The sequence below is a fragment of the Duganella sp. CF458 genome, from assembly GCF_900113115.1.
Taxonomy (GTDB): Bacteria; Pseudomonadota; Gammaproteobacteria; order Burkholderiales; family Burkholderiaceae_D; genus Rugamonas.
In genome coordinates this window covers 1-14,370 of record NZ_FOOF01000005.1, presented here as the reverse complement: position 1 = coordinate 14,370, position 14,370 = coordinate 1, and the positions used below count along the sequence as shown (strand labels likewise).

Sequence of the window (14,370 nt, the reverse complement as noted above, 5' to 3'; positions counted from 1 at the left end):
TCAGGCTTGCTTGAAGGCGCTCAGGAAATCGGCCGTCTTGGTGGGCACGAATTCGGTGATCGCGTAGCTGGCGGCACCCGCTTCGTTGAAAGGGTCCAGCTCAATCACCGCTTCGATATCGGCCCGGCTGTCGGCCGTGGCAAGGATGACGCCGCCCGTGCGCGGCACCAGGCGTCCAGACATCAGGAACATGCCGTTGGCATATTGCTCGCGCAGGTACTCGCTGTGGGCGGCGAGGAGCTTGTCGATCTCCTCGGCCGGCTTCAGGTACGTGAGCGTGATGATGAACATGATGTCAGCTTAGAACGGCATCTTGAAGCCGGGTGGCAGCGGCAGGCCGGCGGTCAGGCCGCTCATTTTTTCGGAAGCGGTGGTTTCGGCCTTGCGCACGGCGTCGTTGAAGGCGGCAGCTACCAGGTCTTCCAGCATGTCCTTGTCGTCGCCCAGCAGCGATGGGTCGATCGATACGCGCTTCACGTCGTTCTTGCAGGTCATCACGACCTTCACCATGCCGGCGCCGGCCTGGCCTTCAACTTCGATCAGGGCCAGCGCGTCCTGCGCCTTCTTCATGTTGTCCTGCATGGCTTGCGCTTGTTTCATCAGGCCTGCCAGTTGGTTCTTCATCATGGTGTGGTTCTCCGTATTTCGGTGTTGAGTATTTGAGTATCGGGTTTAGTGCGCAGGCGTCATCGGCGCCACGATCGAGCCGGGCACGATGAAGGCACCGAAGTCGCGCATCATTGCTTTGATAAATGGATCGGCGGCTACCGTTTCTTCGGCGGCGCGCTGGCAATTGTCGCGGTGGACCTGGGCTTCGACGCTGGTGGTGTACCAGGCCTTGCCGATTTCGGTTTCAACGCGTGCCGCACGGCCGAAGCGTTCAGCCAGCGCGGAGGTCAGCTTTTCCACATTGGCCGGCGTGGCCCAGGTTTCGATCGGGCAGCGGATGCGGAACACGGCCATATTGCCGTCGAAGACACAGCTTACCAGTTCGGCCTGGGTGGCCAGTTGCTGCGCCACGCCGCGCAGCGGCAGGTGGGCGGCCAGCGCCGGCCAGTTGCCGTCCCAGCCCAGTTCAGGCACTGGAGTGATGACGTATTCATAGGGTGCCTTGGCCGGCGCGGCGCCACGCTGCTGCGGCGCGGACGGCGACATGCCGGAAATGTGGTCGGCGCCGGCCGGCAATGCGGAGTCTTCGGAGAAGTCGGTCACCCAAGGCGGCAGGTCGTCTTCTTCCGCGTGCTGCTGCGCGGGGGCGGTGCGACGCTGCTGCACTTGCGGCGGGGCTTCCATCACGCTGGCGGCGCTGCCCTGCTCATCCCAAGGCGCGCTGGAAGGCGCGGATGACGCCGATGACGCGCTCGGGGCTGGGTCGTCTTCCCACGGCGCCGGTGCGCGCGGCGCGGATGGCACGGCAGGAGCGGTGTATTGAGCTTGGGCTTGGGCCGGCGCGTGCGACATCGCGCTGCGCGGTGCGGCAGCCGGAGCGGCGTGCGCGGCGGAAGCCGGCGGCGCCGATGCCGGGGCGTCGGCCTGCGGTGCGGCCGGACGTGCCGGTGCCGGAGCACGCTGACCGGTACGGGCGGCGGCGGCCGCGCGGGCCGCTTCCAATGCAGCGGTGATGGCCATCTTGGCGGGGCTCATCGGGCGGCTGTCGGCGGCAGGCGCGGGCTGCGGTGCCGGTGCGATCGCGGCTGGCGCGGAAACGTACGAGGCGGCGACTGGCGCGACAGGCTGCGGCGTGCTTACGGCCAGCGAAGGGGCTTGCGGCTCAGCAGCGGACCCGCTGGCGGCTGGCGCTGGCGGAGCGGCGGCGGAACCGTTCGGAACGCTGGTCAGGTGCGCGGCGCTGGCGGCGTTGGCTGCCGGCGCGGCGGCCGCTGCGACTTGCTGGACCGGCGGCGCCGGCGACACGGCCGGTGGCACTGGCGTTGCCGAAACAGCGGCGGCCGGCGCAGGCTGGCCAACCGGAACACTCATGCGATCCGCCGTTGCAGCGCTGGCCGCCATGGCGGCGGCGGCTGCCGCACGGGCGGGATTCGCGCCGGCTGGACGAGCCGCTACCGGGGCGCTGGCCGCTTGGCCATCTGCCCCACCGATGCCGGGCCGAAAGGCAAGCATGCGTAACAGTGTCATGGAAAAGCCGGCATATTCATCCGGCGCCAGCCCCAGCTCATTGCGGCCATGCACCGCGATCTGGTAATACAACTGCACTTCCTCCGCATCGAACAGGGAGGCCAGCCGCACAACATCATTATATTCAGGCAGGTCCACAGGCACCGCGGAAGGCACGGTCTGCGCCAGCGCAATCCGATGCAGCAAAGTACCCAGGTCCTGCAAGGCGCCGTTGTAAGACAGGGAGCGCGTCGCCATCTCATCGGCCACCGCCATCAGGTCCGCGCCATCCTTGTTGGCCAGCGCGTCCAGCAGCCGCACCAGGTAAGACTGGTCCAGCGCCCCCAGCATGCCCTGCACCGCATCCAGGGTGACGGCACCTGCGGCGTAGGCAATCGCCTGGTCGGTCAGCGACAAGGCATCGCGCATCGAACCGTGCGCGCCCTGCGCCAGCAGGCGCAAGGCCGGCTGCTCGAACACCACGTTTTCCTGGCCCAGGATATTTTCCAGGTGGCCGACGATATGACCCGGCGGCATCTGCTTCAGGTTGAACTGCAGGCAGCGCGACAGCACGGTGACGGGAATCTTCTGCGGATCGGTGGTCGCCAGGATGAACTTCACGTGCTCCGGCGGCTCCTCCAGCGTCTTCAGCATCGCATTGAAGGCGTGATTGGTCAGCATGTGCACCTCGTCGATCATATAGACCTTGAAGCGCGCATTCGACGGTGCGTACACCGCCTGCTCCAGCAACTGTGCCATTTCATCGACGCCGCGGTTGGACGCCGCGTCCATTTCGACGTAGTCGACAAAGCGGCCGCCATCGATCGCGGTACAAGCCTCGCATACGCCGCACGGGGTCGCCGTGATGCCGCCATTGCCGTCCGGGCCGACGCAATTGAGCGACTTGGCCAGGATACGGGACAGCGTCGTCTTGCCGACACCGCGCGTCCCGGTAAACAGGTAGGCGTGGTGCAGGCGACCGGTATGCAACGCGTGGGTCAGCGCACGAACTACGTGCTCCTGGCCGACGAGCGTTTCAAAGTTCCGGGGACGGTATTTGCGAGCGAGGACTTGATAGGACATGATCGGAATTTTACCGTAGATAGCAGGCACTGCGGACAACATTAGACGTTTGGCCAGGCTTCGTCTAGACTTTGCCTTTTTTGCAACCTGCTCACCATGAAAAAGCTGCTCCTGATTGCCTTGCTGGCCAGCGCTGGCGCCGCCCATGCGGAAGAGCGCGAATGGACGACCTATAAGAAGTTCGTCGAGTCGATACGCCTGGATCGCTTCTACGCCCTTCCCGCCTCCGAACGCGACAAGCTCGACTTCTACCTGACAGTGGAGCCGTCCAACAAGAAACTCAAGGTCGCCGACATGAATTTGACGGTGGTCCATGCGGGCATGCGCAGCGCGCTGCCGCTGGACAATAAAGCCCACCTGCGCATGGTGCCCAACCCGCAATGGCTGGCCGAAGACGCCAAGATCATGACCACCCAGGCCAAGGGTGAAAAAATCAGCGTGATCTATAACCTGGATGCGGTGGTCCCGGAAGGCACGCAATGGCCATATAAGCAACTGATGGGCAGCGTGGCCCAAGGCAATGCGGCCATTGGCAAGGTGGCCGGCGCCTTCAGCTGGTTCGCGCCAACGATGAAGTCGGTCCTGCTGACCTTCGACAAGCCATCCCAGTTGACCATCCAGTCGAGAAACGGCACCAAACGCTTCCTCAGCGATGCAAAGCACAAGATCCGCCTGCCGGCCGACGCGGAGCTGCTGAAGGAAAATCCACTGGTAGAGATCTCGACCCGCCCACTGCAGGCCGAGCTGGATTCCGAGTGAGAAAATAAAAAAGCTGCCAATGGCAGCTTTTTTTTGAATTCAAAGAGGCGAGCCTGATCTGCGGCACTTGCGGTGAACAGCTTTGGCTGCTTCGTTCCCGACCTGACCAGGTTAACCGTGCCACAATGCGCAGGGGCCCGCCCGGGCGCAATTATAGGCTATAAACCCAGTTGCTGCCAAATATCGTCGACCCGGGCTTTCACCTCGGGCGTCATGGCGATTGTCGTACCCCATTCCCGGCTGGTTTCACCCGGCCACTTATTGGTGGCGTCGATGCCCATCTTGCTGCCGAGGCCGCTGACCGGCGAAGCGAAATCCAGGTAGTCGATCGGCGTATGGTCGACCAGCGTGGTATCGCGGGTCGGGTCGACGCGGGTTGTTATCGCCCAGATCACTTCCTTCCAGTCGCGGATGTTCACGTCCTCGTCCACCACGATAATGAACTTGGTATACATGAACTGGCGTAGGAAACTCCACACGCCGAACATCACGCGCTTGGCATGGCCCGCGTACTGTTTGCGGATCTGCACCACCGCCATGCGGTAGCTGCAGCCTTCCGGCGGCAAGTAAAAGTCGGTGATCTCACTGAACTGCTTCTGCAGCAGCGGCACAAAGACCTCGTTCAGCGCCACGCCCAGCACCGCCGGTTCATCCGGCGGTTTGCCTGTATAAGTGGAGTGATAGATCGGGTCGCGCCGCATGGTGATGCGGTCGATGGTAAACACCGGGAACCAGTCCTGCTCATTGTAATAGCCGGTGTGGTCGCCATAAGGACCTTCCAGGCCATGCTCGTAGCCGGACGGATGATTTTCATCCGGGTAGATATGCCCTTCCAGCACGATCTCCGCCGATGCCGGCACGCGCAGCTCGCTGCCGATCGCCTTTACCAGCTCGGTGCGGCTGCCGCGCAGCAGGCCGGCGAACTGGTATTCCGACAGGCTGTCCGGCACCGGCGTCACCGCGCCGAGGATGGTCGCCGGGTCGGCGCCCAGCGCCACGCAGACCGGATAAGGCTGGCCAGGATTCCTGATGCAGTGCTCGCGGAAATCCAGCGCGCCGCCGCGGTGCGCCAGCCAGCGCATGATCACCTTGTTACGGCCCAGTACCTGCTGGCGGTAGATGCCCAGGTTCTGGCGCTTCTTGTTGGGGCCTTTGGTAATCACCAGGCCCCATGTAATAAGGGGCGCCACGTCGCCAGGCCAGCAATGCTGGATCGGCAAGCGGCCCAGGTCCACGTCGCTACCTTCCCAGACAATCTCCTGGCATGGCGCACCGCGCATCTCTTTAGGCGACATATCCCACACTGCTTTTACCAGGGAGCCCAGGCCCATCAAGTCCTTGAAGCCTTTCGGCGGCTCAGGCTCCTTCAACTGCGCCAGCACGTGGCCGATCTTGCGCAGCTCGCCGACATCGTCAGCGCCCATGCCCAGCGCCACGCGACGCGGCGTGCCGAACAGGTTGCCCAGCACCGGCATGTCGAAACCGGCCGGCTTCTCGAACAGGATGGCCGGTCCACCGACGCGCAGGGTGCGGTCGCAGACTTCCGTCATCTCGAGGTGTGGTGAAACGGGCAAGCTTGTGCGCTTAAGTTCGCCAATGCCTTGCAGTTGAGAAATAAAATCTCGGAGATCGCGATATTTCATACTTTTTTACGATTATTTTGCTCCCGACGGGCCGTCTGAGCACTTTTAGTCAAGCCGTTGATTTTATTGGTTTTTGTCAATGTGTTCACGAGAAAGTCATACTCAAAAGTAATAAAGAACGCGAGTGTTAGTATTGACGGGATATAATACGCCTCCTACAATTTGACCTACCTGATGAGGACATGGCCTTTATGCCAACTAAGTTGTCCCTCATTACATTCACGGAGCATCCGGGCTCCACAGACATTTTAAGGAGTGTTTTTCACGAGGCGTCTGCCTCTCACCCGGAAAAAGTTGTGTTGCAACTGGCCCTACAGAATCGCCAGCTTTAGCAAACAATGATGGCGTCCAATCCCGTGCAACCTGTGCGGCGGTGGACGAAGATAACTACTGATGTAACGACTATGGCACGTCGAATTGACCGCGTTTCAACGCGGCGGGGACGCGTTTTGACTCTTACATTTCAGGGGAGTTCTGAATGAACAATCGATTCAATGGGTTGCTTGATAGCGCCCGCCTGTGGGCTTGCCAGCCCGCCGCGTGGATTTCCACGCAGAGCATTTCGGCACGCGGCCTGATGACCGCAGCTCAGTCCATGCTGAGCCTCCTTGGTATCGCTGCATTGGTCATGGCTTGCGCCATGGTTGCCCGTCCTGAACTGGCGACCGACCTGGCACACGCCCTGCGCGGCGAGCAGCCGGTGCCGAAGCAAGTTGTGGTTGCACCTCCGCTGTCCGAACTGATGGAAGCGCCTGCGGTGCGTCCGGCCGGCCTGGTCATCGCCACCGCCGAAGCGCAACTCACTGCCGAGGAGAAGGACCTGGTCGGTTCCAAGAAGCAACAGGACGCGGTCACCAACTGGCTGTCCAAGCGTTACCGTGTAGCAGGCGATGCGACCAATATGCTGGTCTCTACCGCCTACCTGACCGCTCAGGAAATCAAGCTGGATCCGCTGCTGATCCTGGCCGTGATGGCGATCGAGTCGGGCTTGAACCCGTTTGCGGAAAGCCCGATGGGCGCGCAAGGCCTGATGCAGGTGATGTCCAAGGTCCACACCGACAAATTCCAGGACCTGGGCGGCGTGCAAGCTGCGCTGAACCCGGTCGCCAACATCCGAGTTGGCGCCCTGATCCTGCGGGATTATGTGGCCAAAGGCGGCTCCGTTGAAGCCGGCCTGAAATTCTATGTTGGCGCAGCCGCCTTCGAGACCGATGACGGCTATGGCTCGCGCGTACTGGCGGAATACTCCCGCCTGAAGCAAGTCTCCGCCGGCAAGAAGGTGCCTTACATCACCCCGCCGCAACAAGTTGCAGCAGCCCCCGCCCCGGCTCCTGCCAAGGCGAAGGAAGCCCCGACCACCGTGGCCCAGGCTGACAAGCAAATCAGCGCAGACCAGCTGGCCGGCCTGTAATCGTTCGCGGCGCAACAGCAAAGCCACCCCGGGTGGCTTTTTTATTTTCGCGGTGTCAGCGTGGCGACTGTCCCGCCTTGTGCGCCCGGTTCCAACGACAACTCCAGGCCAATGCGCTCGGCCAGCCGCCGCGCAATCGACAGCCCGAGGCCATGCCCGCGACTGTTGCCACCCTTGACGCCAGCCTCGAACAATCGCGTGCGGATCGCGTCCTCCAGGCCGGGTCCTTCATCGCTGACTGTCAGACGCACGCCATCGAATGTGATTCGCACGCAACCTCGCTGTGAATGCTGAAAAGCGTTGCCGACGATATTCGACAGCACGACGGCAAGAGCCGGCTGCGGCACACAGAAATGCGCCGCCTGGCCAATGTCCACTTCGACGCTCACCGGTTTTCCATCCAGCAGGTGCGCCATTTGCACCACAGTACTCTCGGCCAGCGGAAGCAGTCTTACCGGTTGTAGCGGCGGATTGGCACTGCCCTCCTGCGCCAAATCCTCGCGCGCAAGTGCCAGCAGGAGATCGACCGTTTGCGCCATATGGGTAGCGGCGCTGCGAATGCGCTGCAGTTGCTCAGACGCGAGCGATGGCATCGGCTGCTCCGCCAGCAGGTAGGCCGCACCTTCAATGACCGCCAACGGGGTGCGCAATTCGTGGCTGGCGTCGCGCGTGAAATGCTGTTCGCGCTCGATGAAGGCGGCCGTGCGCGACATGGCGTCATCAAGCGCCCGCGCCAGCGCGCCGATTTCATTGTGCGGAAAGGCTTCAGCAAAGCCCTGCGGCAGATGCCCCGGGGCGGCACCGCCGACCAGTTGCGCCAATGTATTGAGCGGACGCGTGGCGCGCCATGCCAGCCAATAGCCCAGGCCCACGGTCAGCGCCAGGATCGCCAGCAACGATCCGCCCAACAGGCCGAGCACCTTCGGCAAGCGCGGCCGGACCAGTAGTTCAGTGCCCACCTCCGCCACCAGCAGCATTGGCGGCGCGGCAGGCAATGCAAGCTGGCGCACATGGTAGTGGCGGCCGCCGTCACCGAAGAATTCACCGCCGCGCGCAACGCCTGGCTGGCGCCGCAGATCCGGCGGCAAGCTTGCCTCATCACGATGCACGCTGACAAATGGCCGCAGCGGCGGTGCCAGCGCTGCAGATTCCCGCCAGCTGGCCTGCTGGTGCGCAGTTTCCTGCGCCAGCAAATTGGCGAAGAATTCGTCTTCCAGCGCGTACATGAACACCACCGCGAAACCGGAAAACAGCAGGGCCGTGCACAGGGCGATCAGGGCGAAGGCCGAAGCAAGGCGGCGGCGCAAGCTATGCTGAGCCGTCATGCGCCGGCATCCAGGCGAAAGCCGACGCCATGCACGGTCACCAGCATCGGCAGGGCGAACGGCTTATCCAGCGCCTGCCGCAACTGGTACAAGTGGCTGCGCAATGCGTCCGAGTCCGGCGGGTCGTCATGCCACAGCACTTGCGTCAGTTCGCTGCGCGTCATCACGCGTGGATGCGCCTCGGCCAGCGCCAGCAGCAACTGATAGCCGGCAGGCTGCAGCCGTAGCGGCTGGCCGGCGCGCGTCACCGCCTGCGCCCGGCGGTCTATCTGCAGGCTGCCCACCGCCAGCGCGTAATCCCGGTGCCGCAAGGCCAGCGCCTGGCAGCGCGCCAGCAGTTCCTCCATGGCGAACGGTTTGACGAGGTAATCATCGGCTCCCGCGGCGAAGCCTCCAAGTTTGTCCTGCAGCGTATCGCGCGCAGTCAGCATCAACACCGGCAGGCGGCGCGGCAGGCGGGCGCGCAAATGCCGGCAGACTTCCAGCCCGTCGATACCCGGCAAGGCCAGGTCCAGCACCAGCACGTCGTAAGGATGTTCCAGCGCCAGCGCCAAGCCATGTTCGCCGTTCGCCGCAAAATCCACCGCATGGCCCCGGCCGCCGAAAGCATCGGCAAGATTACGGGCCAGCAGTTGATTGTCTTCGACGACGAGTATATTCAGCGGCATCCTTATCCTTTAGCGAGTCGCTGCAGCTGGAAAGCATCGCGTCCCCTGCCCTGCATGGCCGCCACCATGGCGTGCATCAGCACCAGCATCTTATCAAAGCCCTCGCCTTGGCGAAGCTCCGCGCGCCCCGCCTCCAAGCCGCTGTCGTAATACGCCGCCAGCGCCAGCGCGCTGCGCTCTTCGGCGGTCAGCGGCCGCGCGGCAGGGGTAGCGCCCATGGCAGTCACCATCGCCTCCGCCGTGGCCCAGGTGGACCAGGGATTTTGGCCGGTTACCAGCTTGCCGTCGACCACCACGTGCCCGACGAACTTCGGCGCGACGGCAAATCGGGCACCAAGGGCTCGGGCACGGTCCTCGAGCATGAAGGGCAAGCGCTGGCGGGCATCCTTCATCAGGAACAATTCTTCGTCATTTGAAAAACCCGTCATGCGGCGGCCGGCAACCAGACTGCCGCCGCCGGGGCCGTGCGCGCCGAACAGTGCAACGGGTCCATGGCAGACCGCCCCCACTACCCCGCCTCGCGCTGCAATTGCCGATGCGATGCGCGCCGCGTCGGCATTATTCGGGAAGTCGAACATGGCGCCCTTGCCACCGACAAAAAAGACTGCCGCGTAGCGGCCTGGATCGACGCTGGCCAGCGGCTGGGTAGCGTCCAGCTTTCGTTGCGCTGTGTGGTCGTTGAGGAAGGCGTAGTCGGCATCGCCCATGTCTTCGGCATCGATGCGCTCGGGGGGACGCCCGCCGGCGGGCGAAGCGATGTCCACCTCATACCCACCGGCCTGGAACACGTAGTAAGCGCGCGCCAGCTCGGTCAGTTCGTAGCCAGCCTTCTTGCGTCCGTCCGGGAAGTGCGCGGCGCTTGAAACCACGGCCAATATCCGGCCACGCGGCGCAGCCGGGGCGGCGGCAAGCCAGGCAATCTCGGCCGGACGCACCTGAGGATTCGGGCGCGGTTGCCGGTCAAGTTCAAAGCTGAGGAAATATGCGTAGCCGGCGGCGGCCAGCAGGGCGAGGGTCGCAGCCAGCCAGCCGGCGGCGCGCAAGAATTGCTTGATCATTGATTTCTCCTGGTAAAAACGGAATCGAAAAATGGGGACGTACCCCATTTTTCGGCCCCTTGTTCAGGAGACATGCTGCGCCCGAAGGCGTGAAGCGGATGTGAAGAATCAGCGCTTCTTGTCGGCAGCGACTTCGTCGCCGCGCAGTTGGGCGGCCAACTTGTCCAGCACGCCGTTCACGTACTTGTGGCCGTCGATACCGCCGAAGGACTTGGTCAGTTCCACCGCTTCGTTGATCACGACACGGTATGGAATTTCGACATGGTTCTTCAGCTCATAGGCGCCGATCAGCAGCACCGCGTGCTCGATCGGGGACAGCTCGCCAATGCCACGATCGACCAGCGGCGTGAACTCTTCACGCAGTTCAACCGATTGCTTGATGGTGCCGCGCAGCAGGTCGGCAAAGTACTCGCCGTCCGCCTTGTCGAAGCCGTGCGCGCCGCGGATGTTGTTGACGACCTTGGTCGCTTCTTCATTGTTCAGCAGCCACTGGTACAGTCCCTGCAGCGCGAACTCGCGGGCACGGTGGCGCGGCGTGCGGTTCTTGCTCGGGTTAGCGTGAGTCATATTGTCAGTCATGTTCTTACCTTCTTGTTGAATTACTCGTCGTCGCCCAGGTCCTGGTGCAGCTCTTCCAGGGCGATCGACAGGTTGGCCATTTCGACGGCGCAGCGGGCAGCTTCGGCGCCTTTGACGGCCATGCGGACTTCCGCCTGCTCGTCGTTCTCGGTGGTCAGGATGGCGTTGGCGATAGGGATGCTGTAGTCCAGGCCCACGCGGGTGATGCCCGCGCCGGATTCATTGGACACCAGCTCGAAGTGATAGGTTTCGCCGCGGATCACGGCGCCCAGTGCGATCAGCGCGTCGAACTGGTTGGACTCAGCCATCTTTTGCAGCACCAGCGGCACTTCCAGCGCGCCTGGAACGGTCACGTGCAGGATGTCTTCATCTTCCACGCCCAGGTTCTTCAGCTCCTGCAGGCAAGCGGACAGCAGGCCATGGCAAACGTCTTCATTGAAGCGCGCTTGCACGACGCCGATGCGCAGGTTTTCGCCGGACAGGTTGGTTTCGTAGGTTGCTACGGTCATGGTGGTCCTCTTTTCTGGATTCGGGTTAAGCCGCGCTTCAGGCGGCAGGTTTGGCCATGTAGCCGGTGACTTCAAGGTTAAAGCCGGTCATCGAAGGCATCTTGCGCGGGCTGGCCAGCAACTGCATCTTGTGGACACCCACATCGCGCAGGATTTGCGCGCCAATGCCGTAGCTGCGCAGGTCCATGCTGGCGGCGCGGCCGGTTGGGCGCACGTTCTTGTCCAGCGCGGCCAGTTGGCCGAACAGTTGCTCCGCAGTCTCGCCGCAGTTCAGCAGCACCATCACGCCCTGCTCCGCTTCCTTGATCGCCTTCATCGAGGACGACACGTTCCAGGAGTGGGTGGTGGCTTCGGTTTCCAGCAGGTCCAGGATGGAGACCGGCTGGTGCACGCGCACCAGCGATTCCTTGCCGGGAGCCATGTCGCCATGCACTAGCGCCAGGTGGGCCGCCCCGCTTGGCTTGTCGCGGAAAGCGATCATACGGAAGTCGCCGTGCGCAGTGCGCAGCGGACGCTCGCCAATGCGTTCCACCATGCATTCATTCTGGCTGCGGTAGTGGATCAGGTCGGCGATGGTGCCGATCTTCAGGCCGTGCTCCTGCGCGAACTCCAGCAATTCCGGCAGGCGCGCCATGGTGCCGTCGTCCTTGATGATCTCGCAGATCACCGAAGCCGGCATCAGGCCAGCCATCGCGGTCAGGTCGCAGCCCGCTTCGGTATGGCCGGCGCGCATCAGCACACCGCCCGGCACCGCGCGCAGCGGGAAGATGTGGCCCGGCTGCACGATATCGCTTGGCTTGGCGCCCTTGGCCACGGCCACCTGGATGGTCTTGGCGCGGTCGGCTGCCGAAATACCGGTGGTCACGCCTTCCGCCGCTTCGATCGACACGGTGAAGTTGGTGCCGAACGAAGTGCCGTTCTTGGCCGTCATCATGGTCAGGTCGAGCTGGTTGCAATGCTCTTCGGTCAGGGTCAGGCACACCAGGCCGCGCGCGTGCTTGATCATGAAATTGATCGCTTCCGGCGTGACGTGTTCGGCGGCCAGCACCAGGTCGCCTTCGTTTTCACGGTCTTCTTCATCGACCAGGATCACCATGCGACCGGCGCGCAGTTCGGCGACGATTTCTTCGGTGCTGGAAATGGACATATTTTTTCCTTTGATGTGAGGCACAGAGCGTTTCTTTGTTAACCCGCTATTTTAAAGGATTTGCCGCACTTCCGCCCCCTCGGGCGCCGCCATTAGGGGTTTTGGCCTAGACTAAATTGCTTTTTCAACCCTCAAGGAGGCAGCAATGAAGACTAGCGGTTCGGCCGTCTGGACTGGCGGCATCAAGGATGGACGTGGAGCGATCAGTACTGCAAGCGGCGCGCTACAGGCGGCGCCCTATGGATTTTCCAGCCGATTCGAGGGCAAACCGGGCACCAATCCGGAAGAATTGATTGGCGCGGCGCACGCCGGCTGCTTCACCATGGCCCTGTCGCTGATCCTCGGCGAGGCGGGACTCACTGCTGAAAAAATGGAAACCAAAGCCGAAGTGACGCTGGATAAAGTGGCCGACGGCTTCTCGATTTCCGCCATCCACCTTGACCTGCAGGCGAAGATCCCCGGCGCAGACAAAGCCAAATTTGAAGAACTTGCCAATAAAGCAAAGCAAGGCTGTCCAGTCTCCAAGCTCTTCAAAGCCAACATCACGCTCACCACCACCCTCCTTTAACCGAGAGCCGTCGCTCAGCAAGGGTCAGGCCATGTGGGTCTGACCCTGGTTTACCGGTTTCCGAAAATTTCCCTTGAACTTTTTAATTGCGATCACTATTATTAAGTCATTCGATGACGACCGTCATCATTAACCCTCGAAGGAAACCACCATGAACCTCAAAGATTCCGTCGTCTTCATCACTGGCGCAAACCGCGGCCTCGGCCTGCAACTAGCAAAAGCAGCGCTGGCCGTCGGCGCGAAAAAAGTCTACGGCGCCGCCCGCGACCCGAAATCGGTCACGCTCCCCGGCGTGACTCCGGTCCAGCTGGACGTGACCAAGCACGACGAAATCGCCGCCGTCACCCGTGAATACAAAGACGTCACCGTATTGATCAACAACGCCGGAATCGTCCGCACCGGCGGCATCCTGGCCGACGACTCGCTGGAACAGGCGCGCGCCGAACTGGAAACCAACGTGATCGGCCCAATGTTACTGAGCAAAGGCTTCGCCCCAACATTGAAAACCAACGGCGGCGGCGCCATCGTCAACATCCTGTCCGTGCTGGCCTGGTACAGCCAGGGCCCGACCAATACCTACAGCATGTCAAAGTCCGCCGCCTGGGCGCTGACCAACGGCCTGCGGATCGAACTGGCCGCGCAAGGCACGCAAGTGGTGGGCGCCCATATGGGCTACATGGAAACCGATATGACCGCCGGCTACGACATGCCAAAAATTAAACCGGAAGACGTGGCAGCGCAGATCTTCGCCGCGCTGGCAGAAGGGAAGGAAGAAGTGCTGGCAGACGACCTGACCCGCCAAGTCAAGTTGGGCATCAACGCTGAAATCCCGGCCTACATCGCTGCCGCCCGAGCTGCGGCTTGAATGTGCCCACGGTGTAGCACTAGGTGCCCCACTTAACCATGGACAGTAAGAGAGTCTTCAAAACGAAGACTTTCGACCACTGGGCCAGGAAAGTAATTGGCGATGACTTGATTTGCATCGCAGCGCTCGAAATCGGGGCCGGCCTTTTCGAGGCCGACCTCGGCCACGGTTTATGCAAGAAGCGCATCGCAACTCCCGACCATGGCAAACGCGGCGCGGTTAGCACGTTAGTTGCAAAGCAGGACAGCTCGGCAATCATATTTCTCGTCGGTCGCGAGAAAAGTCAGCCGGGGCATGACTTCCCCGCCACGGTTGTATCCCCAGCAAAAAAATGCTCGCGGAAAGCTTCCATCGCCAAAGCCTGGCCGAATTGGAGCAATTGGCATTGATCGGGGAAATGAGGGAGATGCGCAGTGAGCAGAAGATTAGTGAAGAGGCTCGAATGCTCGACGAGTTGATTGAGACCTCTGAAAGCCTGAGTGCCTACGGCATTGTTTCCAAGTCCGACCTGGCACACTTACACGTTCCCTATGTCAGGAACCGCCGAGCCTGTCAGAATTTTAGTGTGAATCCGGGGTCATGAAATAATACCGAAAGGGATTGTCCATGACCGACGTAATGACCACTAAAAAGCCAAAAA

At 62.1% G+C, this 14,370-nt stretch carries 15 protein-coding genes and 1 other RNA gene; 5 read left to right on the top strand and 11 right to left on the bottom strand.

From position 1 onward, the window contains the following. From BM269_RS08775 to dnaX, 3 genes are read right to left on the bottom strand one after another with little or no spacing between them, the layout of a single operon-like run. A complete protein-coding gene (locus BM269_RS08775; RefSeq protein ID WP_090436652.1) occupies window positions 1-291 on the bottom strand; it encodes a YciI family protein in 291 nt (96 codons plus the stop codon). A 9-nt stretch (window positions 292-300) separates the two neighbouring features. After that, entirely contained in the window at window positions 301-627 is a 327-nt protein-coding gene (locus BM269_RS08770) for a YbaB/EbfC family nucleoid-associated protein (RefSeq protein ID WP_090436651.1), read from the bottom strand. Between the two features lie 45 nt (window positions 628-672). Further along, entirely contained in the window at window positions 673-3,198 is a 2,526-nt protein-coding gene (gene dnaX / locus BM269_RS08765) for a DNA polymerase III subunit gamma/tau (protein WP_090436938.1), read from the bottom strand. A 96-nt stretch (window positions 3,199-3,294) separates the two neighbouring features. Here dnaX and BM269_RS08760 point away from each other — a divergent pair, with 96 nt between their 5' ends. Beyond that, window positions 3,295-3,957, top strand: coding sequence for a DUF2987 domain-containing protein (locus tag BM269_RS08760; protein ID WP_090436650.1), 663 nt, complete (start codon window positions 3,295-3,297; stop codon window positions 3,955-3,957). 43 nt (window positions 3,958-4,000) lie between these two features. Here the strand turns inward: BM269_RS08760 and ffs are convergent. Beyond that, window positions 4,001-4,099: signal recognition particle sRNA small type (gene ffs / locus BM269_RS08755), an RNA gene on the bottom strand. Between the two features lie 16 nt (window positions 4,100-4,115). Then, window positions 4,116-5,600, bottom strand: a complete 1,485-nt coding sequence (gene ubiD / locus BM269_RS08750) for a 4-hydroxy-3-polyprenylbenzoate decarboxylase (RefSeq protein WP_090436649.1) — start codon at window positions 5,598-5,600, stop codon at window positions 4,116-4,118. Window positions 5,601-6,078: 478 nt separating this feature from the next. On the opposite strand from ubiD, the gene BM269_RS08745 reads away from it, so the two are divergent. Continuing rightward, window positions 6,079-7,011 (top strand): lytic transglycosylase domain-containing protein, encoded by a 933-nt coding sequence (locus BM269_RS08745; protein WP_090436648.1) that lies wholly within the window; start codon window positions 6,079-6,081, stop codon window positions 7,009-7,011. A 41-nt stretch (window positions 7,012-7,052) separates the two neighbouring features. On the opposite strand, the gene BM269_RS08740 is transcribed toward BM269_RS08745, so the two are convergent. From BM269_RS08740 to ribBA, 6 genes are all read right to left on the bottom strand, one after another. Beyond that, window positions 7,053-8,336 carry a sensor histidine kinase gene (locus BM269_RS08740; RefSeq protein WP_090436647.1) on the bottom strand — a complete coding sequence of 428 codons (1,284 nt, stop codon included), beginning with the start codon at window positions 8,334-8,336 and terminating at the stop codon, window positions 7,053-7,055. Beyond that, window positions 8,333-8,998: a response regulator transcription factor gene (locus BM269_RS08735; protein ID WP_211482679.1), complete on the bottom strand. Its 666-nt coding sequence runs from the start codon at window positions 8,996-8,998 to the stop codon at window positions 8,333-8,335. Before BM269_RS08735 ends, BM269_RS08740 begins: the two co-directional genes overlap by 4 nt. A gap of 8 nt (window positions 8,999-9,006) precedes the next feature. Further along, window positions 9,007-10,062 (bottom strand): type 1 glutamine amidotransferase domain-containing protein, encoded by a 1,056-nt coding sequence (locus BM269_RS08730; protein ID WP_170860326.1) that lies wholly within the window; start codon window positions 10,060-10,062, stop codon window positions 9,007-9,009. Window positions 10,063-10,170: 108 nt separating this feature from the next. Continuing rightward, window positions 10,171-10,641, bottom strand: a complete 471-nt coding sequence (nusB, locus tag BM269_RS08725; protein WP_090436644.1) for a transcription antitermination factor NusB — start codon at window positions 10,639-10,641, stop codon at window positions 10,171-10,173. A gap of 20 nt (window positions 10,642-10,661) precedes the next feature. Next, on the bottom strand, window positions 10,662-11,150 hold the full coding sequence (gene ribH / locus BM269_RS08720; RefSeq protein ID WP_090436643.1) for a 6,7-dimethyl-8-ribityllumazine synthase: 489 nt from the start codon (window positions 11,148-11,150) through the stop codon (window positions 10,662-10,664). Window positions 11,151-11,187: 37 nt separating this feature from the next. Then, the gene (ribBA, locus tag BM269_RS08715; RefSeq protein ID WP_090436642.1) at window positions 11,188-12,297 is read right to left on the bottom strand and encodes a bifunctional 3,4-dihydroxy-2-butanone-4-phosphate synthase/GTP cyclohydrolase II; all 1,110 of its coding nucleotides are present in this window, start codon (window positions 12,295-12,297) and stop codon (window positions 11,188-11,190) included. A gap of 145 nt (window positions 12,298-12,442) precedes the next feature. Between ribBA and BM269_RS08710 the strand changes: the two genes are divergently transcribed. From BM269_RS08710 to BM269_RS08700, 3 genes are all read left to right on the top strand, one after another. Beyond that, complete coding sequence (locus BM269_RS08710) at window positions 12,443-12,865, top strand: OsmC family protein (protein WP_090436641.1); 423 nt, start codon at window positions 12,443-12,445, stop codon at window positions 12,863-12,865. A 151-nt stretch (window positions 12,866-13,016) separates the two neighbouring features. Further along, on the top strand, window positions 13,017-13,730 hold the full coding sequence (locus BM269_RS08705; protein WP_090436640.1) for an SDR family oxidoreductase: 714 nt from the start codon (window positions 13,017-13,019) through the stop codon (window positions 13,728-13,730). A gap of 38 nt (window positions 13,731-13,768) precedes the next feature. After that, the gene (locus BM269_RS08700; RefSeq protein ID WP_090436937.1) at window positions 13,769-14,119 is read left to right on the top strand and encodes a type II toxin-antitoxin system RelE/ParE family toxin; all 351 of its coding nucleotides are present in this window, start codon (window positions 13,769-13,771) and stop codon (window positions 14,117-14,119) included. Window positions 14,120-14,370 lie beyond the last annotated feature (251 nt).

Excerpts from the sequence above, each read along its gene's own strand:
- BM269_RS08740 (WP_090436647.1), bottom strand. The coding sequence starts at position 8,336 with ATGACGGCTCAGCATAGCTTGCGCCGCCGCCTTGCTTCGGCCTTCGCC.
- nusB (WP_090436644.1), bottom strand. The coding sequence starts at position 10,641 with ATGACTGACAATATGACTCACGCTAACCCGAGCAAGAACCGCACGCCG.
- ribH (WP_090436643.1), bottom strand. The coding sequence starts at position 11,150 with ATGACCGTAGCAACCTACGAAACCAACCTGTCCGGCGAAAACCTGCGC.
- BM269_RS08700 (WP_090436937.1), top strand. The coding sequence starts at position 13,769 with ATGGACAGTAAGAGAGTCTTCAAAACGAAGACTTTCGACCACTGGGCC.
- BM269_RS08705 (WP_090436640.1), top strand. The coding sequence starts at position 13,017 with ATGAACCTCAAAGATTCCGTCGTCTTCATCACTGGCGCAAACCGCGGC.
- ubiD (WP_090436649.1), bottom strand. The coding sequence starts at position 5,600 with ATGAAATATCGCGATCTCCGAGATTTTATTTCTCAACTGCAAGGCATT.
- BM269_RS08745 (WP_090436648.1), top strand. The coding sequence starts at position 6,079 with ATGAACAATCGATTCAATGGGTTGCTTGATAGCGCCCGCCTGTGGGCT.
- dnaX (WP_090436938.1), bottom strand. The coding sequence starts at position 3,198 with ATGTCCTATCAAGTCCTCGCTCGCAAATACCGTCCCCGGAACTTTGAA.
- BM269_RS08760 (WP_090436650.1), top strand. The coding sequence starts at position 3,295 with ATGAAAAAGCTGCTCCTGATTGCCTTGCTGGCCAGCGCTGGCGCCGCC.
- BM269_RS08730 (WP_170860326.1), bottom strand. The coding sequence starts at position 10,062 with ATGATCAAGCAATTCTTGCGCGCCGCCGGCTGGCTGGCTGCGACCCTC.
- BM269_RS08770 (WP_090436651.1), bottom strand. The coding sequence starts at position 627 with ATGATGAAGAACCAACTGGCAGGCCTGATGAAACAAGCGCAAGCCATG.
- BM269_RS08710 (WP_090436641.1), top strand. The coding sequence starts at position 12,443 with ATGAAGACTAGCGGTTCGGCCGTCTGGACTGGCGGCATCAAGGATGGA.
- BM269_RS08775 (WP_090436652.1), bottom strand. The coding sequence starts at position 291 with ATGTTCATCATCACGCTCACGTACCTGAAGCCGGCCGAGGAGATCGAC.
- ribBA (WP_090436642.1), bottom strand. The coding sequence starts at position 12,297 with ATGTCCATTTCCAGCACCGAAGAAATCGTCGCCGAACTGCGCGCCGGT.